Source organism: Pseudonocardia sp. TRM90224, from assembly GCF_021245725.1.
In the GTDB taxonomy this organism is placed as follows: domain Bacteria; phylum Actinomycetota; class Actinomycetes; order Mycobacteriales; family Pseudonocardiaceae; genus Pseudonocardia.
In genome coordinates this window covers 36,368-54,617 of record NZ_JAJGSX010000004.1, presented here as the reverse complement: position 1 = coordinate 54,617, position 18,250 = coordinate 36,368, and the positions used below count along the sequence as shown (strand labels likewise).

The window sequence follows — 18,250 nt, the reverse complement described above, 5'->3', positions numbered from 1 at the left end:
CCGCTGGAACGTGGGACTCGCGCGCTGGAACGTGGGACTCGCGCGCTGGAACGTGGGACTCGCGCGCTGGAACGTGGGACTCGCCCGCTGGAGCGTGGGACTCGCTGGCCGAGACGTGGGACTCGCTGGCCGAGATGTGGGACTTGCGCGCTGGAACGTGGGACTCGCGGGCTGGGGGGCGCGGTCAGGCGTCGATGGTTGCCGGGGTGAGGCGCACCGGCATGGCGTCGTAGCCGCGCAGGACGCGGGTCGGGCGCCGGTGGGGTGTGCCGGACTGCGCGAGCTCGGGGAAGCGGTCGAAGAGCGCCCGGAGACCGACCTCGCCCTCCATCTTCGCGAGGCCCGCACCGAGGCAGTAGTGCACGCCGCTGGAGAACGCGACGTGGTCGCCGGCGTTGGGGCGCGTGACGTCGAACGTCTGGGGGTCGGTGAACACTGCGGGGTCGCGGTTGGCTGCGCCGAGCAGGAGCAGCACCGGCTTGCCGGGCGCAACCCGGCGGCCGCCGATCTCCGTCTCGCAGTGGGCGATCCGGCCGGTGCGCTGCACGGGGGAGTCGAAGCGGAGGATCTCGTCGACGGCGTTCGGCCACCGCTGCGGCTCCGCGCGCAGCAGCGCGAGCTGGTCGGGGTGGGCGAGCAGCGCGTTGACGCCGTTGCCGATCAGATTGACCGTCGTCTCGAACCCGGCGGCGAGCAGCAGCATGCCGATGCTCGCGAGCTCGTCCTCGGTGAGCCGGCCCTCGTCGGCCTGCGCGTGCACGAGCGCGGACAGGACGGTGTCGCTCGGGTTGTGGCGCAGCTCGGCGAAGTGCCGCAGCATCCAGGCGTGGAACGCCTCGAGGTCCTTCTCGGTCTGCCGGAACTCGGGATACGTGAGGCCCGCGTCGAGCGAGAGCGCCCCGCCGGCACCCCACTGCAGGAACTGGCGCCGCATCCCGACGGGCGCGCCGAGCATCTCCGCGATGACGGTGGCCGGCAGCAGCGCGGCGTAGTCGTCGATCAGGTCGGCGGCCGCGCCCTTCGCGGCCATCGCATCGAGCAGCTCGGTCGCGATCTCCTCCGTGCGGCTGCGCAGCGCGGCGACGGCGCGAGCGCTGAACGCGCGGGTGACGAGCTTGCGGTAGCGGGTGTGGTCGGGCGGGTCGGTCGAGAGCATCGACGGCGGCTCGGCCGGGCCCAGCGGTGCGCGCCCGCCGAGCCGTTCCGCGAACCGCCACGCCGCGGGCGCCCGGCCGCTCGGCCCGCCGACGACGCCGAAGTCGGGGCTGCGCAGCACCGACGTGCAGATGTCGTGGTCGGTGGCGGTGAACATGATCCCGCCGTCGATCAGGCGCCCCTTCGCGCGCAGCGCCTCGTAGTGCGGGAACGGGTTGTCGACCGCAACCGGGTCGAACATCAGCCTGGAGTTGAGGTCGCCCGTCTGCAGGCCCTTGCCGACGGCCTTGCGGATGATGCCGTGCCGCAATCCCCAACGGATCATCCTGCGCGCGCTGCCGAGCATCGCCGACCTCCCTGTCGTACCGTCCCACTCCGAAGCTACCGTCGGTAACCTGCGTTGTGCCACCCCGCCGTGGGATTCATCCGGTTGCGTCGGGTACGACTGAGGGGTGAGCACTCCGCGGCTGCTGGCCGTCAGCGACCTGCACGTCCGCTATCCGGAGAACCGCGCGATCGTCGAGGGCCTCCGCCCGACGACGGACGGCGACTGGCTGATCGTCGCGGGTGACGTCGCCGAGCAGGTCGCGGACGTGACGTGGGCGCTGCGGCTGCTGCGTGACCGGTTTGCGCAGGTCATCTGGGTGCCGGGCAACCACGAGCTGTGGAGCAGGGAGAAGGACCCGGTCGCGCTGCGCGGTGAGGAGCGCTACAAGCACCTCGTCGAGGAGTGTCGCGATCTCGCCGTGCTCACCCCGGAGGACCCCTTCCCGGTGTGGACGGGCGCGGGCGGCCCGGTCACGATCGCCCCGCTGTTCGTGCTCTACGACTACTCGTTCCTGCCCGACGGCGCCTCGACGGTCGAGGAAGGCCTGGCCGTCGCCTACAAGTCGGGTGTCGTCTGCACCGACGAGTACCTGCTGCACCCCGACCCGTTCCCCAGCCGGGCCGACTGGTGCGCCGCCCGCATCGCGGAGAGCGAGCGCAGGCTCGCCGAGATCGACCCTGCCCTGCCGACGGTGCTGGTCAACCACTGGCCGCTCACCCGCTACCCGACCCGCGTGCTGAACTACCCGGAGTTCGCGCTGTGGTGCGGCACGGTGCACACCGCCGACTGGCACGTCCGCTACCGCGCCGCCGCGGTGGTCTACGGCCACTTGCACATCCCGCGCGTGACCGTCGAGGACGGTGTGCGCTTCGTCGAGGTCTCCCTCGGCTACCCGCGGGAGTGGAAGGCCCGGGACGAACGCCGCGGCACCGTCGTCACCGAGCTGCTCCCTCACCAGGTGTTCCCGCTGCCGGAGTGACGAGGCCGGCCAGCCCGTCGAGCACCCATTCGAGGGTCTGCTCGAACGTCGGCGGGCCGGGCAGGAGCCGCCCGGGATCGCTCACCCAGCGGATGAAGTGCGGGTGCTTCCCGTCGGCGACGATCCGCTCGATGTAGGGCCGGGCGGCCTCCGCGAGGTCCTCCTCGGTCGCCAATCCGCTCTTCGCGCGCATGGCGCGCTCCTCGAGCATCGCGAGCCCGGCGCCCATCACCGGCCCCAGCACCGCGTTCACGCAGCCCATCCGCGTCGCGGCGTCGAGGTCCAGGCCGTCGAGCGGCGCCAGTGCGGCGTCGTAGAGCGCGATCGCGTGCGGGCCGAGCGGCGGCCTGCTGAACGCGAGCCTGGCGAACCAGGGATGGCGCTGCACCGCCTCCCACGCCGAGAGCCCGAGCCCGCGCAACGCGTCGCGCCATGCGCCCGGCGGTACGGCGATCTCGCCGTACACCTCGTCGACCATCAGGTCGGCCAACCCGTCCTTGCTGCCGACGTACCGGTAGAGCGACATCGGTGTGCTCGAACCCAGCCGCGCGGCAACGGCCCGCATCGTGATCTCGCCGCGGGCGTCGGCGTCGGCCAGCGCGATAGCGGCGGCGACAACCCGCTCTCTGCTCAGCGGCTCCGTGGCGGGTGGCGGCTGCGGGTCGGTGAACCAGACGGGGCGGTTCTCTGCGGTGGGTGGCATGGCGCAGCGATCGTATCGTCGTGTACAACGTACACCATGGATGTACAACGTACACGCGACACGGACGTGCTGGTCGTCGGTGGCGGGTTGGTCGGGCTGACGGCGGCGTTGCTGCTGCGCCACCACGGTCTCGACGTGACGCTCCTGGAGAAGCGGGAGCGCACGTCGGCACAGCCGAAGGCGCGCCGGCTGCACATGCGCAGCCTGGAGGTCTTCCGCGAGATCGGTCTCGCCGCCACCGTGCGCGAGGCCGCCCGCGAGCTCGCCGACCACGACCACATGGCCACCGGGCGGACGCTCGCCGAATCGGCGCAGCTGCCGCTGTGGCAGCCGCCGGGTGGAGCGGGGGAGACCGTCGAGGTGAGTCCCGAGCTGCCGTGCCTGATCGCGCAGGACGTCCTCGAACCTGTCCTACGCGACGCGGCGCTCGCCGCCGGCGCGGACGTCCGGTTCGGCGTCGAGGTCGTCGGGATCAAGCAGGACGAGGACGGCGTGTTCGCCGACCTGGGTGAGCACGGGCAGCTGCTGGCGTCGCACGCCATCGCCGCCGACGGCGCCCGCAGTCCGATCCGGGAGGCGCTCGGGATCACCCGCTCCGGTCGGGGCGCCGTCGGCGAGCCGCTGGTCAGCGTCTACTTCTCCGCCGATCTCGACGACGTCGTCCGCGGTCGAGAGTTCAACCTCTGCACGATCGAGCATCCCGACGCGCCCGGCGTGCTGGTGTCGATCGGAGGGGTGCGCTGGGTCTTCATGGCCGGCGGGCCCGTCGACCGCGACTGGCCGCGGGTGCTGCGCACCGCCCTCGGCATCCCGGCGCCTGACCTGGAGGTGCACAGCGTGCTGCCGTGGCAGCCGGAGATGCTCGTCGCCGACCGGTTCGGCGACGGGCGGGTGTTCCTGGCGGGGGACGCCGCGCACGTCATGCCACCCTTCGCGGCGAGCGGTGCCAACACCGGCATCGCCGACGTCCACAACCTCGCGTGGAAGCTCGCCGCCGCGATCGGCGGGCAATCCGGCCCGGGGCTGCTGGCCAGCTACGACGCCGAGCGGCGACCCGCCGGCTGGTTCGCCGCCGAGCAGTCGACCATGCGCGCCGACGATCCCGGCGGCACCGGTCCCGGCCACGCGCACCCTTACGTGCTGGCTGCAGGCGGGTTCCAGTACCGGGAAGGTGCGCTGGTCGGCGACGGCGTCGTCGAGCCGGTCGACGACTTCGTGCCGACGGGTCGAGCCGGAACCCGGATCCCGCACCTCTGGCTCGACGACGGTCGGTCGCGATCGACGCTGGACGAGTCCGGTCCGGGGTGGGCACTCGCCGTCGCAGGCGACCCGGACGGATGGACGCGGCCCGAGCTGCTCGCCTACCGGCTCGTCGCGGACTTCCTGCCGGCTGGGCAGGCGTTGCTGGTCCGGCCGGACGACATCGTGGCGTGGCGAGGCGATCCGGGTGATGCATTGAAGGTGATGCGTCGTCTGATGTCCCTGGAGCAAATGTAGTAGATCTGCTACAAATGACAGCATGGCAGCGATATTCGGAGGGAGTGCCATGACAGCGGCGGCGCCAGGGCTCCACGTGCAGGACGGGTTCGACGCCGACGGACCCGTGATCGAGGTTCGCGATCTGCGCATGCGGTACGGCACCGTCGACGTCTTGAAAGGCTTGAACTTCGAGGTCCGGCCAGGGGAGGTCATCACGCTCCTCGGGCCCAACGGCGCCGGCAAGAGCACGACGATCGAGATCCTCGAAGGGTTCCGGGCTCGCTCCGCGGGTGAGGTCTCCGTGCTCGGCGTCGATCCCGCCCATGGTGACGAGCGCTGGCGAAGCGACATGGGAGTGGTGCTGCAGTCGTGGCGCGACCACGCGACGTGGCGCGTCGGGAAACTGCTGCAGCACCTCGGCGAGTTCTACGCCCCGTACAGCACGCCGTCGCGGCGCCGCCCGATCGACACCGGCGAGCTGCTCGCGCTCGTCGGCCTCGCCGACAAGGCCGAGCAGCGGGTGGGGACGCTCTCCGGCGGGCAGCGTCGCAGGCTCGACGTCGCCATCGGGATCGTCGGACGTCCGCGGCTGCTGTTCCTCGACGAGCCGACCGCGGGGTTCGACCCGCAGGCCAGGCGCGAGTTCCACGACCTCGTGCACCGCCTCGCCGACGTCGACGGCACCACGATCCTGCTGACCACGCACGACCTGGCCGAGGCGGAGAAGCTCGCCGACCGCATCCTGATCCTCGCTGCGGGACGCATCGTCGCCGACGGCAGCGCCGACGCGCTCGCCCGTCAGGTCGCGGGCCGCACCGAGATCAGGTGGACGCGCGCGGGCGAGCGATTCGTCCACTCGACCGACGACGCGACACCCTTCGTGCGCGACCTGCTGAACGAGCCCGGGCCTGCGGTCACCGAGCTGGAGGTGCGGCGCGCATCCCTCGAGGACACGTACATGGAGATGGTCAGGCGGTACGAGCACGGCGTGCCGGGCGACGAGCCCGTGCCCTTCGAAGGGGTGGTCCGATGAACCTGCTCCCGTTCCGGCTAGGGCTCAGGCGCGGCCTCACCGCCTTCATCACCACGACCACCACCCGTGAGGGCATGGTCCAGCTCGTGATCTTCAACGCGGTCCCGCTCGCCGTGCTGATTCTGAACCGCGATGAGCCGCTGCCGGGCGTCGGCGTGGCGTTGAGCGCATCGATGCTGCCGGGGATGCTCACGTTGATCACTGCCTTCGGCGTGCAGGTCATCGCCTACTACCTCTCGAGCGAACGGGAGGACGGCACGCTGTTGCGGGTCAAGGCGATGCCCAACGGGATGTTCGCCTACGTCGTGGGGCTGGCGACCGTCTCGTCGCTCGACGCGCTCGTCTCGGTGCTGCTCGTGTTCGTCCCGGCGATCTTGTTCATCGTCCCGGGGGTGCCGATCGCGACCGCGGGGTTCTGGCTGGGCTTGCTCGGGTTCCTGCTGCTCGGCCTGCTGGCGTGCCTGCCGCTCGGGTTGCTGATCGGCTCCGTCGTGCGCAACCCGCGCACCATCGGCGGGGTCGGATTCGTCGGGACGATGGGGCTCGCGTTCCTGTCGGGCCTCTTCTTCCCCGCGCAGGCCCTGTGGGGCTGGGTGCAGGTGGTCGTGCAGGTGTTGCCGCTGTACTGGCTGGGGCACGGCATGCGCTGGGTCTTCCTGCCGACTGAGGCCGCGGCGCTGGAGATCGGTGGGGTGTGGCGGATCTGGGAGGCCGTCGGCGTGCTGGGCCTGTGGGCCGGGGTGGCGCTCGTGCTCGGCCCGGTGCTGCTGCGCCGGATGGCACGACGCGAGTCCGGCTCGGCGGTGGAGTCGCGCCGCCAGCACGTCCTGCAACGGACCTGAGAGGATCGGGCCCGATGAGCGAGCTTGCGAGCGAATCATTGACACAGCGCCTCGCGCAGCGCCGACCGAGCGTCAGCGAGGGAGAGCGTTGAGCGAGCTTGCGAGCGAATCGATGGCACAGCGCTTCGCGCAGCGCCGACCGAGCGTCAGCGAGGGAGAGCGTTGAGCGAGCTTGCGAGCGAATCGATGACACAGCGCTTCGCGCAGCGCCGACCGAGCGTCAGCGGGGGAGAGGGATGAGCGAGACGGCAGCGCGCGAGACGATCCACAACCGGATCGCGATGCTGCGTGCCGAGCGCGGGATCTCCCGGCGGGAGCTCGCCGACGCGCTCGGCGTGCACTACCAGACCGTGGGCTATCTGGAGCGCGGCGAGTACAGCCCCAGCCTCCACCTCGCTCTGCGCCTCGCCGAGCACTTCGAGGTGCCGGTCGAGGTGATCTTCTCCGTCCGCCCGTTCCCCCGCATCGGGGCCGCAGACCGGACAGCAGGGTGACCACAAGTCGGCGAAGGGTGCGGGAACGGAAGTGCAACCGGCTTCGTTCGAGGAACGAATGACGAGGCCGAGACGCCCCGACAGCGCATGACCCGGGCTCAGGAGGGAGCCATGCTCAGAGGAGCAACCGCCGAGTCAGCTCACGGGTGAGGATGCCGCGCACCAGCCTGCGGCGGTGGTCGGCGGTCGGCCGGACGTCGTCGATCGGGTCGGCGACGGCCTCCGCCGCCGCTGCCGCCGCGGCGATCCGCTCGGCCGACACCCAGCTGTCGGTGAGCAGTTGCTCGGCCGCCGTCGCCCTGATCACCGTCGGGCCGGCCGAGCCCAACGCGATCCGGACGTCGGCCAGCCGGTTCTCCTTGCGGATCGCGGAGAACGCCACCGACACCTTGTCGATCACCGCGCGACCCTTGCGCGGCGCCACCTTCACGAAGAACTCCAGCCGGTCGGGCTCCGGGTGCTTGAGCACCACGGCGGTCACCAGCTCGTCGGGCCGCCGCCCCGCTGCAGCCTCGGCGAGCGGAACGAGCCGCGTGCCCGCCGTCGACCGCAGCTCCACGGACGCGTCGTGGATCGCCAACGCCGGCAGCGCGTCGCCGCCCGGCGACCCGAGCGCGATGTTGCCACCGATCGTCGCGACGTTGCGGATCTGCGGCCCGCCGAACGCCTCGGCCGCCTGCGCGAGCGCCGGCAGCACGTGGTGGATCCGCCCGCTCATCCGCAGCCGCTCCCAGGTCACCCCCGCGCCGATCCGGAACTTGCTCAACGGCTCGATGCGCGACAGCTTCGGCAGCCCACCGATCCACACCGGCGTCGCGCCGGGCGCCGGCATGATCCGCCCGGTGCCACCCGCGATCACCAGCGCGTCCTCGCCGAGCCGCGCGACGGCTTCGCAGGCCTCCGTGATGGATCGCGGGACGATGAACCGAGGGTCGTCCGGGTCGAGCGACGCCGGCCGCCCCTGCGGCCCGGAGTGGTCGCGGTAGCCGTTGCGATGCTCCAGGGCGACGTCCGTCACCGCCTCGACGATCGCCGCGTAGCCGGTGCATCGGCACAGGTTGCCGCGGAGCATGTCGAGCACGGAGCTGTCGCCGGCGACGATCCCGGCCCGCGCGGCCACGACGAAACCGGGGGAGCAGAACCCGCACTGCACGGCGCCGGCCGCGCCGAACGCCGCGACCAGCCGCTCGCCGATCGGGTCGTCGCGCAGGCCTTCGATCGTGGTGACCTCGCGTCCCGCGAGCGTGCCCAGCGGCGTGAGGCACGCCATCCGCGCCTGCCCGTCGACGAGCACCGTGCACGCGCCGCACTCGCCCTCGCTGCACCCGTCCTTCGTGCCGGTCAGTCGCAGCTCATCGCGCAGCACGTCGAGCAGCGGCGAGCGCGGGTCGGAGACCACCTCGTGGTCACCCTCGTTGACCCTGATCACGTGCGGCTCAGCCATTGCGGCCGTCCAGCGCGGCGAGCACGGCGTCGGGGGTCACCGGGAACTGTGCGAACCGCTCCCCGATCGCGTCGTGCAGCGCGTTCGCGATGGCCGGCGCGACCGGAGCGATGCCGATCTCCCCGACGCCGCGCACCCCGAGCGGGTTGGTCGGGTCGGGGCCGCCGGAGATGATCAAGGTGCGCAGCTCGGGCGGCGCGTCGAGCACCGTCGGGACGAGGTAGTTGGCGAACCGGTCGGTGAGCACGTTTCCCTCGTGCACGAGCGTGTCCTCCAGCAGCGCGAAGCCCAGACCTTGCATGAGCGCCCCTTCGGACTGCGCGCGCACACCGGTCGCGTCGATCACGCGCCCGGGGTCGATGTGGTGCTCCATCCGCCGCACGTCGACCTCGCCGGTGTGCACGTCCACCTCCAGCCCGACGACCAGCACCGACGGCGTGAAGCTCGCGTGCGGGGTCAACCCCGCCGTGTCGGACATCGGCGGTTTCGGCTGGTAGTGGTGCGAAACGCGGAGCGGGCCCTCGTGGTCGCGCAGCTTCTCCAGCAGCAGTGCCGCCGCCTCGGCCACCGCGTTGCCCACGACGAAGATCGTCCGTGACGCGTTCGTCGACTCCGAGTCGGGCGCGTCGGAGTCGCCGTGGACCACCTCGACGTCCGCTGGCGCGCAACCGAACACCTCCGCTGCGATCCGCGCGAACGCGTCGACGTTGCCCTGGCCCAGGTCGGGGCAGCTGACCGAGATCCGCCACCGCCCCTCGACGGTCCGCTCCGCCCACGCCTCCGCGCCGGTCTCGTACTCGCCGAGGCCGAACGACTGCCACGCCGCGGCCACCCCGATCCCGCGGCGCCTGCCGGCCGCGGCCGCGTTGCGCCATTCGTCGGCCTCGGTGAGCAGCCCGACCGCTGCGGCCGATGCGAGCGGCCCGCCCAGCGCGACGTCGTGCGCGAGGGTGAATCCCGCAGCCGCCCGGTCGCCCTGGCCCAACGTGTTGCGGCGGCGCAGCTCGAGCGGGTCGATGCCGAGCCGGAGCGCGAGCATGTCGATCACCTGCTCGTTCCCGGCCGCGATCTGCGGGTTGCCGAAGCCGCGGAACGCGCTGCTGTTGCCGTTGTTGGTGTGCACGACCTTGCCGAGCACCCGCGAGCTGCGGTACCGGTACGGCCCGCCGGCGAGCTCGGCGGCGAGGGTCAGCACCGCAGGCCCGATCGTGAGGTAGGCGCCGGTGTCGGCGAGCATCGTCGCGTCGAAGGCGGTCAACTCGCCCGACGACGTGGCGCCGGCCCGGATCCGCACGTCGAAGGGGTGGCGCTTCATCCCGTACGCGAGCGACTCGTCGCGCTCCAGCACGAACCGCGCGGAACGCCCCGTGCGGTGGGTGACCAGCGCGAGCAGGATCTGGACGGAGATGTCCTCCTTGCCGCCGAACGCGCCGCCCATCATCGGGTTGAGCACGTGCACGCGCTCGGCCGGTAGGTCCAGCGAGGCACAGATCTGGCGCAAGTCGGAATACGGGTTCTGGCTCCCGGCGCTGACCGTCAGCCGCCCGTCGGGCGCGATGTAGGAGACCCCGGCCTCCGTCTCGATGTACGCGTGCTCCTGCCGGCCCGTGTGGTAGGCGTACTCGACGACGACGTCGGCCGCAGCAAAACCGGCGTCGAGATCGCCGTGGCCGAGCGTGACCTCGCCGCACACCGTGCCCTCGGCGGGGTCGGTGACCAGCGGCAACGCCTCCCAGGAGACGTCCACGAGCGGGCGCGCCGCGTACGCCTCCGCGCGCGACTCGGCCGCAACCACCGCAACGACGTCGCCCGCGAAGCGGACCTCCGTCGCGCACAGGACGGGCTGGTCGGCGGTCAGCAGACCGAAGCCGTTGACCCCCGGCACGTCGCTCGCGGTGAGGACGGCGACAACACCCGGCGCGGCCAGCGCCGCCGAGACGTCGATGCCGGTGATCGTCGCGTGTGGATGCGGCGCGCGGATCGCGGCCACCCACAGCGCGCCCTCGGGTCGCAGATCGGAGGGGTAGACGTGCTCCCCGCGCAGCTTTGCCTCGACGTCCCCCCGCACCGGTCCACCGTAACGGGTGTCACAAGGTGGTTCACAAGTTGATCTGGTGGCCCGCCAGCCCGTGCACCGCTTCCTTGACGGCCTCGCCGAGCGTCGGGTGCGCGTGGACGTTGCGCCCGACCTCGTGCACCGTGAGATCCCACTGCTGCGCCAGCGTCAGCTCGGGGAGCAGCTCGGTGACCTCCGGCCCGATCATGTGCGCGCCCAGCAGCTCACCGTGCTTGCCGTCGCTCAGCACCTTGACGAAACCCGCGGCGTCGCCGAGCCCGTGCGCCTTGCCGTTGGCGGTGAACGGGAACTTCGAGACCTGCACGTCGAAGCCCTTCGCGCGGGCCTGCTCCTCGGTCCAGCCGAAGCTCGCGATCTGCGGCTGGCAGTAGGTCGCGCGCGGGATCATCGTGAAGTCGAGCTCCATCGTCTCCGCGCCCGCGATCGTCTCGGCGGCGACGACGCCCATGGCCTCCGCCGCGTGCGCGAGCATCAGCTTCGCGGTGACGTCGCCGATGGCGAAGATGTGCCCCACGTTGGTGCGGCCGCGCCCGTCGACGGCGATCGCGCCGCGCTCGGTGAGCTGGACGCCGGTGTTCTCCAGGCCGTACCCCTCGGTGCGCGGCTGGAAGCCGATCGCCTGCAGCACCTTCTCCGCGGTGAGCGTCTGCTCCTTGCCGTCGCGCTCGACGACGACCTTCACATCGGCTTCGCCCTCGTCGATCGAGAGCACCTTCGTCGAGGTCAGCACCGTGATGCCGAGCTTGCGGAAGCGCTTGGCCAGCTCGGCGGACACCTCGGCGTCCTCCAGCGGCACGAGCCGGTCGAGGAACTCGACGATCGTCACGTCGACGCCGTAGGTGCGCAGCAGGTAGCCGAACTCGACGCCGATCGCGCCCGCGCCGGCGATCACGATGCTGGCCGGCAGCGTCTCGGCGAGGATCTGCTCCTCGTACGTGACCACCCGCGGGCCGAGCGACGTGCCGGGGATGAGCCGCGTGGTCGCGCCGACGTCGATGATCACGTTGTCGAACGTGACCGTCTGCGTGCCGTCCTCGCCCTCGACGGTGATCGTGTGGTCGTCGGTGAACGTGCCGTGGCCGTTCACCTCGGTGATCTTGTTCTTGCGCATCAGGTAGTGGATGCCCTTGACGCGCCCGTCGGCGACCTTGCGGCTGCGCTCGTACGCCGGCTTGTAGTCGACGCGGACGTCGCCGTCGACGGAGATCCCGAAGGTCTCGCGCTCGTCGCGGAACAAGTGCACCAGCTCGGCGTTGCGCAGCAGCGCCTTCGACGGGATGCACCCGACGTTGAGGCAGACCCCGCCCCAGAACCGCTCCTCGATCACGGCGGCGGAAAGACCGAGCTGGGTCGCCCTGACGGCGGCGGTGTAGCCGCCCGTTCCTGCCCCGAGTACCGCGACGTCGACGTGCATGTCCTGCACGTTAGTCGACGTATGACCATGACGTCGGAGGTCATCGACACCCGCCCGACACGACCCGACGCTGTGCCCATGACCGTCGACAGTCCGCTTGCCGCCGACACCCGGCTGACGCCCGCGTCGGACGGGGTGTTCGAGGGCTCGCTGTCCGACCGCTGGAACGCGCTCGGCGGGATCGTCAACGGCGGTTACTCGGTGGCCGTCTGCCTGCAGGCACTGCGGGCCGTGCTGCCGCACCCCGACCCGCTGACGGTCTCGACGTTCTTCCTCGGCCGCTGCGCGCCCGGCCCGGTCGAGCTGCGGACGGACGTCGCGAAGCGCGGCAGGCGCGTCTCGACGGGGGAGGCCCGGATGATCCGGAACGGTGCGGAGGTGGTCCGCACAGTCGCGTCCTTCACCGACCTCGGTGCGTGGAACGGTCCGTCGGCGGTTTTGGCCACCCTGCCCGACCTGCCGGATCCGGAGACGGCGATCGACCCGATGGCCGGCGTCCGCCTGCCGGGCGTGACGATCACCGACCGCGTCGAGTTCCGGTACGCGCGGCTGCCGGGCTGGCGGCGGGGCCGGCCGTCCGGCGACCCGTCGGCGGAGTTCTGGATCCGCTTCACCGGCGGCCGCGACGCCACCGTCTTCGACCTCCCGATGCTGGTGGACGCCGCGGCGCCGGTCGTGCTCGACGTTGCAGGCGTGGTCGGCTCCGCGACCGTCGAGCTGACCACCCACGTCCGCGCAGCGCCTGCGCCGGGGTGGCTGGCGTTCCGCGCCGCCACCAGGTACGTCGGCGGCGGGTTCCACGAGGAGGACGTCGAGATCTGGGACTCCCGCGGCGAGCTCGTGGCCCAGTCGCGGCAGCTGGCTGTAGTGCTCGCAGGGTCACCGTCCACCTCGGACCGCACGGACGGGTGAATTGGACGTTTCCGTGCAAGATGGACTCATGCGCGTGCTTGAATGCGTCACGCCGAGAAGGAGGCCACGCAGATGACCGCGGTCGAGCATTCGCCCCACGCCGATCATGCCCACGCTCACGCCGACGGGTGCGGGCACGTGGCCGTGCCGCACGGTGATCACACCGATTACGCCCATGACGGGCATTTGCACCGCGCCCACGACGGTCACTGGGACGAGTGCGGGACCAGTGAGCACGTGGCCTGCGACGGGCACGACCACACCCACGGGGAGGGCTGCGGGCACGTCGCCGTTCCGCACGACGGGCACGTGGACTACGTGCACGACGGCCACCGGCACGCCGCCCACGACGGGCACTACGACGACCATTGATCCGTCGAGGCGTGCCCGACGATCTCCACCCCGGCCTCCGGCCGGGAGGGCAGGAAAGCCACTTTCCGGCCCTGTGAGGGCTGCAAAGTGGCTTTCCTGCCCTCGCCGCGGCCTGGTCGCCGTGCGATCCGCGAGACGTCCATGATCACCACGTTCGTCGCGCTCGGCGCCGAGCTCGCGGCCCGCCGCACGTGATCGTTCACGATCGCTTCACGGTCGTTGGGCAGATCGCCGTTGATCGCGGCGCGGAGCACGGCGAATCCTCGGTCGCATGCAACCGCGTATCACCGTGACCGAGCACGGGCCGTACCGCGTCGAGGGCGACGTCACGATCAAGGGCGCGACCGGCCGCGTCCTGCGCACCGAAGGCACCTCGCACCTCTGCCGCTGCGGCGGATCGCGCAACAAGCCGTTCTGCGACGTGACGCACGGCATGAAGGGTTTCGACGGCACCGAGGCCGCGCCGCACTCGTCGATCGCGCAGCGCTGGGACACCTATCCCGCCGGCGAGGTCACCGTGCACGACGACCGCACGGTCTGCGCGCACTTCGGGCAGTGCACGACCCGCCTGCCCGCCGTCTTCCGCGCCGACGCCGAGCCGTTCGTCGACACCGCTGCCGGCTCGCCGGAGAAGATCAGCGATGTCGTGGCCGGGTGCCCGTCGGGTGCGCTCTCCTTCGTCACCGGGACGGATCCGGCGCCCACCGAGATCGATCACGAACCGTCGATCACCCCCATCGTCGACGGCCCGTACCGGGTCGAAGGCGGGGTCGAGGTCGTCTCGGCAACCGGCGAGCCGTACGAGCGGCGGGCCCGCCAGACGCTCTGCCGCTGCGGGCGCTCGCGCAACAAGCCGTTCTGCGACGGCTCGCACTGGTACGCGGGGTTCCAGGACCCGCAGCCGGAGGAGGATCGCGTGCGGCCGCCGACGCCGTTCGAGTGGGCAGGCGGGATGCCGGCGTTGAGGGCGCTGACGACGACGTTCTACTCGCAGCTGCTCGCGGAGCCCGATCCGGTGCTCGAACCCGTCTTCCGGAACATGGATCCCGGTCACCCCGAGCACGTCGCGGCCTGGCTCGCGGAGACGCTCGGCGGGCCAGCCGTCTACACGAACGAGCACGGCGGCTACGAGCACATGGTGTCGCGCCACCGCGGCCTCGCGCTCACGGCGGAGCAGCGGGAGCGCTGGCTGCTGCGGATGATGCGCACCGCCGACATCGTCGGGCTGCCGGCCGACCCGGACTTCCGCTCGACGTTCCTCGCGTACCTGGAGTGGGGCACCCGCATCGCCGCCATCAACAGCGCACCCGACGTCGAGCCGATCGCGCACGCGCCGGTGCCGAAGTGGGACTGGGGCCAGACTCCGCATTACGTCCCGCAGCGCTGGGATGATCCGGATGCCGCGGCGCGTGGCCGCGCCCGCTACGCAGCAGAACATGGAGAACGCGCGTGAACGTACGGCACATCAACCCCGAGGGATTGCACCGCAGCCCGGCCTTCAGCCAGGCCGTTGTGGTCGAGCAGCCGACGAAGACGATCTACATCGGGGGGCAGAACGGCGTCGACGCCGACGGCAAGCTCGTCGGTCCGACGCTCGCGGAGCAGGCCAGGCAGGCCTTCCGGAACCTCGAAACCATCCTGAAGAGCGAAGGGGCGACCCTGGCGAACATCGTCCACTGGCGGATCGCTGCGGTGGAAGGCAGCTCGATCGACGACGGCGTAGCCGCTTTCCAGGAGGCGTGGAACCGGGCCGACCCGCCGCCGGCCATCACCGTCTACATGGTGGCGGGCCTGGCCCCGGGCTTCCTCGTCGAGATCGACGCGGTTGCCGTCGTCTGAAAACCCTGGATTCGGTCAGTAGGTTGACCGTATGCCCGTTGAACCACCACTGCCGGCCGGCTTCGTCGTCGCCCGCGCGACTGCCGCCGACGCTCCCGAGCTGGTGGTCCTGCAGCGTTGCTGCTGGGTCACCGAAGCGATCCTCAACGACACGCTCGCCATTCCGGCCCTGCACGAGACCCTCGACGAGGTCGCGGCGTGGATCGAGCGCCTGCACGTCTGGACCGTGCGCGCGAACGGCCGCCTCGTCGCCGCGGTGCGGGCCGGCGCCGACGGCGAACGTTGGGAGATCGGCCGGTTGATGGTGGCCCCCGACCAGCGCGGCGGCGGCCTCGGCAGGTGGCTGCTGCGCTACGCGGAGGAGGCGGCGCCGGCGGGCACGCGCACGATCGCCCTGTTCACGGGGAGCAAGAGCGAGCGCAACCTGCGCATGTACCGGGCGGCAGGCTACGACCTGCAGGCGGCGCCGGAGGCGGAGCTGGGTGCGCACATCGTCGGCGCGGTGTTCCTGGCGAAGGCGGTCTGACCCATGCCGCTAGTCGGCGAGCGTTTGGGACAGCGCGTATCGCCCGATCGCCGCGCGCGGGTCGCTGCTCCGGCCGTATTTGCGTATCGCGCCGAGCGCGGCCCTCAACGCCCACCCGCGACCGCGGACCCAGGCGTCGTCGTCGACACCGGATGCCTCGCGGAACAACGGGCGCGTCTCCGCAGTCAGCAACGTCCACGCCGGCACCAGGTCGACGGCCGAGTCGCCCGCTCCCATCAGGTCGAAGTCGATCACCGCGGACAACATGCCCCGCTCGGCCAGGAGGTTCATCGGGAAGAGGTCCCCGTGGATCCATTCCGGGAACCGGCTGGAAGGCGCCGCTCGTGCGGCCTCCCACACAGCAGTCGCCGCTGCATCGTCCACGACGCCGTCCGCGCCGAGCGCATGGATGTCGGAGCGGACCTCGGTGTCGTCGCCGTGCAACGGGTGGGGACGCAACGAAGGCGGCGCACCCATGGCGTCGATGCTCCGGAGTGCACCCACGAAGCGGCCGAGCCGCACCGCGGCATCTGCAAGATCGACCTCATGGTCAGTGGCCAGATCCGTCCCACGAAGCCACCGGAACACCGCCCACCGCCGAGGGAACACGTCTTCTGGGGCGCCGGCAGCGACCGGGACCGGTACCGCCAGCGGCAGCTGCGGGGCCAGCCGTGGCAGCCAGGGCAGTTCGACGTCGACCGCCGCCGACGATCCGGGGTGCAGCGGAAGGCGCACCACCAGGTCGTCGCCCAGGCGGAACAACGCGTTGCCGGCCCCACCGGACGGGCCTGCGGTGATCGGTCGGTCGGCCCAGCGCGGGAACTGCCGATCCAGCAGCTCGCGCACCGTCGTGACCGAGACACTACGGTGACCGGTGTTCATCCGCCGTCCTGTCGCGACCGCCTGCTCGCACACAAAAAGGTCAGCCCCGGCGAACCGGGGCTGACCTGGTCAAGCAGTGGTGGGCGATACTGGGATTGAACCAGTGACCCCTTCCGTGTCAAGGAAGTGCTCTCCCACTGAGCTAATCGCCCGAGGCGGAGGCGGGAATCGAACCCGCGTACAGGGCTTTGCAGGCCCTTGCCTAAGCCACTCGGCCACTCCGCCGAACTCTCGGAGTAGTCCGTAGAATTCGATCCTTGGAGGTCCGACGGGACCCGAGGTTCCTCCGAGCGGACGACGGGATTCGAACCCGCGACCCTCACCTTGGCAAGGTGATGCGCTACCAGCTGCGCTACGTCCGCATGTGCAGCGTCTCCGCTGCGTGTGAGAAGAACTCTAGCGTAGGTCGGGAGGGGGTTTCAAAGCACCCCCCGTTCACCCCGCCGCAGGCTTCTCACCTGTGGTTAGTCACGCGCGGGGTCGTTCAGGAGGTCCGACAGGGCGAGATCGAAGTCGAGCCACGAGTACTCCGTGTTCGACGGGACGGCCTCGAATGTGCGGTGCAGGAAGTCGCCGAGCGTCTGGGCGCACGTCGTGAAGACGGCGTGGCCGGACGGCGACGACAGCTCCAGCTGCACCCGGTGGGGGTTGAGCGGCATCGGCTGGACGCGGACGTCGCCGGTGCCTGCCGGGGCGATCAGACCGTCGTGCAGGAGGTCCCGTGCGAAGACCCAGTCGACAGCCGTCCCGTTGCCGGTGCGGAAAGATGCTTGCACCGCGTAGGGATCCCGGCTGTGGTACGTGAGATCGACCTTCACGGGCACGGGGGGAGCGTCGGGGGCGATCAGTTCGAACACCGCCGGTGAGCAGATGACCGTGTGCTCGTCGCGCATCGTGCGTCCTCTTTCGTGGTCCCGCGTGGTTCGTCATCGGAAAAACGACTGGGCCGCGAAGGCGTGACGGGTTCGGAGGCAACGAGCCTGCAGAAGACGGCCCGAAGTCACCCTGTCGGGGCAGTGCGACGCCGTTCCGATGAGATCCACGCCACTCCGCACTCCCATCGTGATCGCGCGCCGCGGCGGTGCGATCACGGAAGGTGACGAACGGTTTCTCGGTACGCTCGCTAACAGAGGGCGGAAGGTTCGCGAGGGGGATGATGTGGCTCTGAACAGCACGGAAGAAGACGCCGGGGGCGGCGGGACGGACTCGGCCCGGAAGCGGACGACTCAGGACACCCCGGGGAAGGCGCCGCTCGGCTTCCGCGCCCGCATCGAGGAGCGGCCGACTCTGCGCCGCGCCTGGATCATCGGCGTCGGGGTTGTCGGCGTGCTCGTGCTCGCCGCCGGCATCGTCGCGATCCCGTACCCCGGGCCCGGCTGGCTGATCGTCTTCGCGGGCCTCGCGATCCTCGCGACCGAATTCGTCTGGGCCCGCCGGCTCCTGCACTACGCGCGCGGGAAGTACGACGCCTGGACCGACTGGCTCGGTCGCCAGACGTTGATCGTCCGGCTGCTCGTGCTCGCCGCCACCGGCCTGATCGTCCTGGCCACACTCTTCCTGCTCAACGCCATGTACATGGTCGCCGGCTGGGTCGGCCTCGGACACTGGACCTGGCTGCAGAGCCCGTTGTTCCGGTGAGGTAAGGTCTTCTCCTGCAAGGGCGATTAGCTCAGGGGGAGAGCGCTTCGTTCACACCGAAGAGGTCACTGGTTCGATCCCAGTATCGCCCACTGGATGTTTTGCCTGGTCAGATGGCCTGTCGATGATCTTC

At 71.0% G+C, this 18,250-nt stretch carries 19 protein-coding genes and 4 tRNA genes; 12 read left to right on the top strand and 11 right to left on the bottom strand.

All coding sequences use genetic code 11. The features are described 5' to 3' along the window. Positions 1–184 precede the first annotated feature (184 nt). A complete protein-coding gene (locus LL648_RS08690) occupies positions 185–1,501 on the bottom strand; it encodes a cytochrome P450 (protein ID WP_232661939.1) in 1,317 nt (438 codons plus the stop codon). A 106-nt stretch (positions 1,502–1,607) separates the two neighbouring features. Between LL648_RS08690 and LL648_RS08685 the strand changes: the two genes are divergently transcribed. Beyond that, a complete protein-coding gene (locus LL648_RS08685) occupies positions 1,608–2,462 on the top strand; it encodes a metallophosphoesterase family protein (RefSeq protein WP_232661938.1) in 855 nt (284 codons plus the stop codon). On the opposite strand, the gene LL648_RS08680 is transcribed toward LL648_RS08685, so the two are convergent. Beyond that, positions 2,419–3,165, bottom strand: coding sequence for a TetR/AcrR family transcriptional regulator C-terminal domain-containing protein (locus LL648_RS08680; protein WP_232661937.1), 747 nt, complete (start codon positions 3,163–3,165; stop codon positions 2,419–2,421). The genes LL648_RS08685 and LL648_RS08680 overlap by 44 nt on opposite strands. A gap of 36 nt (positions 3,166–3,201) precedes the next feature. Here LL648_RS08680 and LL648_RS08675 point away from each other — a divergent pair, with 36 nt between their 5' ends. From LL648_RS08675 to LL648_RS08660, 4 genes are all read left to right on the top strand, one after another. After that, positions 3,202–4,662, top strand: a complete 1,461-nt coding sequence (locus LL648_RS08675) for an FAD-dependent oxidoreductase (RefSeq protein WP_232661936.1) — start codon at positions 3,202–3,204, stop codon at positions 4,660–4,662. A 130-nt stretch (positions 4,663–4,792) separates the two neighbouring features. Further along, complete coding sequence (locus tag LL648_RS08670; protein ID WP_308190275.1) at positions 4,793–5,677, top strand: ABC transporter ATP-binding protein; 885 nt, start codon at positions 4,793–4,795, stop codon at positions 5,675–5,677. Then, positions 5,674–6,519, top strand: a complete 846-nt coding sequence (locus LL648_RS08665) for an ABC transporter permease (protein ID WP_232661934.1) — start codon at positions 5,674–5,676, stop codon at positions 6,517–6,519. The genes LL648_RS08670 and LL648_RS08665 overlap by 4 nt, the downstream gene beginning before the upstream one ends. A 236-nt stretch (positions 6,520–6,755) precedes the next feature. After that, entirely contained in the window at positions 6,756–7,013 is a 258-nt protein-coding gene (locus LL648_RS08660) for a helix-turn-helix transcriptional regulator (protein ID WP_232661933.1), read from the top strand. Positions 7,014–7,128: 115 nt separating this feature from the next. Here LL648_RS08660 and LL648_RS08655 read toward each other — a convergent pair whose 3' ends face one another. From LL648_RS08655 to lpdA, 3 genes are read right to left on the bottom strand one after another with little or no spacing between them, the layout of a single operon-like run. After that, positions 7,129–8,457, bottom strand: coding sequence for an FAD binding domain-containing protein (locus LL648_RS08655; protein WP_232661932.1), 1,329 nt, complete (start codon positions 8,455–8,457; stop codon positions 7,129–7,131). Further along, on the bottom strand, positions 8,450–10,525 hold the full coding sequence (locus tag LL648_RS08650) for a xanthine dehydrogenase family protein molybdopterin-binding subunit (protein ID WP_232661931.1): 2,076 nt from the start codon (positions 10,523–10,525) through the stop codon (positions 8,450–8,452). The genes LL648_RS08655 and LL648_RS08650 overlap by 8 nt, the downstream gene beginning before the upstream one ends. Positions 10,526–10,556: 31 nt before the next feature. Beyond that, positions 10,557–11,948 carry a dihydrolipoyl dehydrogenase gene (gene lpdA, locus LL648_RS08645; protein WP_232661930.1) on the bottom strand — a complete coding sequence of 464 codons (1,392 nt, stop codon included), beginning with the start codon at positions 11,946–11,948 and terminating at the stop codon, positions 10,557–10,559. A 78-nt stretch (positions 11,949–12,026) separates the two neighbouring features. Here lpdA and LL648_RS08640 point away from each other — a divergent pair, with 78 nt between their 5' ends. Both LL648_RS08640 and LL648_RS08635 read left to right on the top strand, forming a co-directional pair. Continuing rightward, entirely contained in the window at positions 12,027–12,860 is an 834-nt protein-coding gene (locus LL648_RS08640) for a thioesterase family protein (RefSeq protein WP_232661929.1), read from the top strand. Between the two features lie 72 nt (positions 12,861–12,932). Then, positions 12,933–13,232, top strand: a complete 300-nt coding sequence (locus LL648_RS08635; RefSeq protein ID WP_232661928.1) for a hypothetical protein — start codon at positions 12,933–12,935, stop codon at positions 13,230–13,232. On the opposite strand, the gene LL648_RS08630 is transcribed toward LL648_RS08635, so the two are convergent. After that, a complete protein-coding gene (locus LL648_RS08630) occupies positions 13,217–13,486 on the bottom strand; it encodes a hypothetical protein (protein WP_232661927.1) in 270 nt (89 codons plus the stop codon). The two genes, LL648_RS08635 and LL648_RS08630, sit on opposite strands and share 16 nt — an antisense overlap. A gap of 17 nt (positions 13,487–13,503) precedes the next feature. Here LL648_RS08630 and LL648_RS08625 point away from each other — a divergent pair, with 17 nt between their 5' ends. The 3 genes from LL648_RS08625 to LL648_RS08615 are packed head-to-tail and all read left to right on the top strand — an operon-like array spanning position 13,504 to position 15,597. Continuing rightward, on the top strand, positions 13,504–14,685 hold the full coding sequence (locus LL648_RS08625; protein ID WP_232661926.1) for a CDGSH iron-sulfur domain-containing protein: 1,182 nt from the start codon (positions 13,504–13,506) through the stop codon (positions 14,683–14,685). Further along, positions 14,682–15,071 (top strand): RidA family protein, encoded by a 390-nt coding sequence (locus tag LL648_RS08620; RefSeq protein WP_232661925.1) that lies wholly within the window; start codon positions 14,682–14,684, stop codon positions 15,069–15,071. The genes LL648_RS08625 and LL648_RS08620 overlap by 4 nt, the downstream gene beginning before the upstream one ends. 31 nt (positions 15,072–15,102) lie before the next feature. Continuing rightward, positions 15,103–15,597 (top strand): GNAT family N-acetyltransferase, encoded by a 495-nt coding sequence (locus tag LL648_RS08615; protein WP_232661924.1) that lies wholly within the window; start codon positions 15,103–15,105, stop codon positions 15,595–15,597. 9 nt (positions 15,598–15,606) lie between these two features. Here the strand turns inward: LL648_RS08615 and LL648_RS08610 are convergent, their stop codons facing one another. The 5 genes from LL648_RS08610 to LL648_RS08590 form a co-directional block, all read right to left on the bottom strand. Further along, positions 15,607–16,479, bottom strand: a complete 873-nt coding sequence (locus LL648_RS08610) for an aminoglycoside phosphotransferase family protein (RefSeq protein ID WP_232661923.1) — start codon at positions 16,477–16,479, stop codon at positions 15,607–15,609. Positions 16,480–16,556: 77 nt separating this feature from the next. Then, a tRNA-Val gene (locus tag LL648_RS08605) sits at positions 16,557–16,631 on the bottom strand. Position 16,632: 1 nt separating this feature from the next. Next, positions 16,633–16,704: transfer RNA gene (locus tag LL648_RS08600), tRNA-Cys, on the bottom strand. 64 nt (positions 16,705–16,768) lie between these two features. Beyond that, positions 16,769–16,841, bottom strand: a tRNA-Gly gene (locus tag LL648_RS08595). Between the two features lie 102 nt (positions 16,842–16,943). Next, positions 16,944–17,372, bottom strand: coding sequence for an SsgA family sporulation/cell division regulator (locus tag LL648_RS08590; protein WP_232661922.1), 429 nt, complete (start codon positions 17,370–17,372; stop codon positions 16,944–16,946). 265 nt (positions 17,373–17,637) lie between these two features. Between LL648_RS08590 and LL648_RS08585 the strand changes: the two genes are divergently transcribed. Both LL648_RS08585 and LL648_RS08580 read left to right on the top strand, forming a co-directional pair. Further along, entirely contained in the window at positions 17,638–18,117 is a 480-nt protein-coding gene (locus LL648_RS08585; RefSeq protein ID WP_232661921.1) for a TIGR02611 family protein, read from the top strand. A 20-nt stretch (positions 18,118–18,137) separates the two neighbouring features. Continuing rightward, a tRNA-Val gene (locus LL648_RS08580) sits at positions 18,138–18,209 on the top strand. Positions 18,210–18,250 lie beyond the last annotated feature (41 nt).

Coding starts and splice junctions, on each gene's coding strand:
- LL648_RS08690 (WP_232661939.1), bottom strand. CDS start 1,501: ATGCTCGGCAGCGCGCGCAGGATGATCCGTTGGGGATTGCGGCACGGC.
- LL648_RS08680 (WP_232661937.1), bottom strand. CDS start 3,165: ATGCCACCCACCGCAGAGAACCGCCCCGTCTGGTTCACCGACCCGCAG.
- LL648_RS08675 (WP_232661936.1), top strand. CDS start 3,202: ATGGATGTACAACGTACACGCGACACGGACGTGCTGGTCGTCGGTGGC.
- LL648_RS08670 (WP_308190275.1), top strand. CDS start 4,793: ATGCGGTACGGCACCGTCGACGTCTTGAAAGGCTTGAACTTCGAGGTC.
- LL648_RS08665 (WP_232661934.1), top strand. CDS start 5,674: ATGAACCTGCTCCCGTTCCGGCTAGGGCTCAGGCGCGGCCTCACCGCC.
- LL648_RS08660 (WP_232661933.1), top strand. CDS start 6,756: ATGAGCGAGACGGCAGCGCGCGAGACGATCCACAACCGGATCGCGATG.
- LL648_RS08655 (WP_232661932.1), bottom strand. CDS start 8,457: ATGGCTGAGCCGCACGTGATCAGGGTCAACGAGGGTGACCACGAGGTG.
- lpdA (WP_232661930.1), bottom strand. CDS start 11,948: ATGCACGTCGACGTCGCGGTACTCGGGGCAGGAACGGGCGGCTACACC.
- LL648_RS08640 (WP_232661929.1), top strand. CDS start 12,027: ATGACCGTCGACAGTCCGCTTGCCGCCGACACCCGGCTGACGCCCGCG.
- LL648_RS08635 (WP_232661928.1), top strand. CDS start 12,933: ATGACCGCGGTCGAGCATTCGCCCCACGCCGATCATGCCCACGCTCAC.
- LL648_RS08625 (WP_232661926.1), top strand. CDS start 13,504: ATGCAACCGCGTATCACCGTGACCGAGCACGGGCCGTACCGCGTCGAG.
- LL648_RS08615 (WP_232661924.1), top strand. CDS start 15,103: ATGCCCGTTGAACCACCACTGCCGGCCGGCTTCGTCGTCGCCCGCGCG.
- LL648_RS08610 (WP_232661923.1), bottom strand. CDS start 16,479: ATGAACACCGGTCACCGTAGTGTCTCGGTCACGACGGTGCGCGAGCTG.
- LL648_RS08590 (WP_232661922.1), bottom strand. CDS start 17,372: ATGCGCGACGAGCACACGGTCATCTGCTCACCGGCGGTGTTCGAACTG.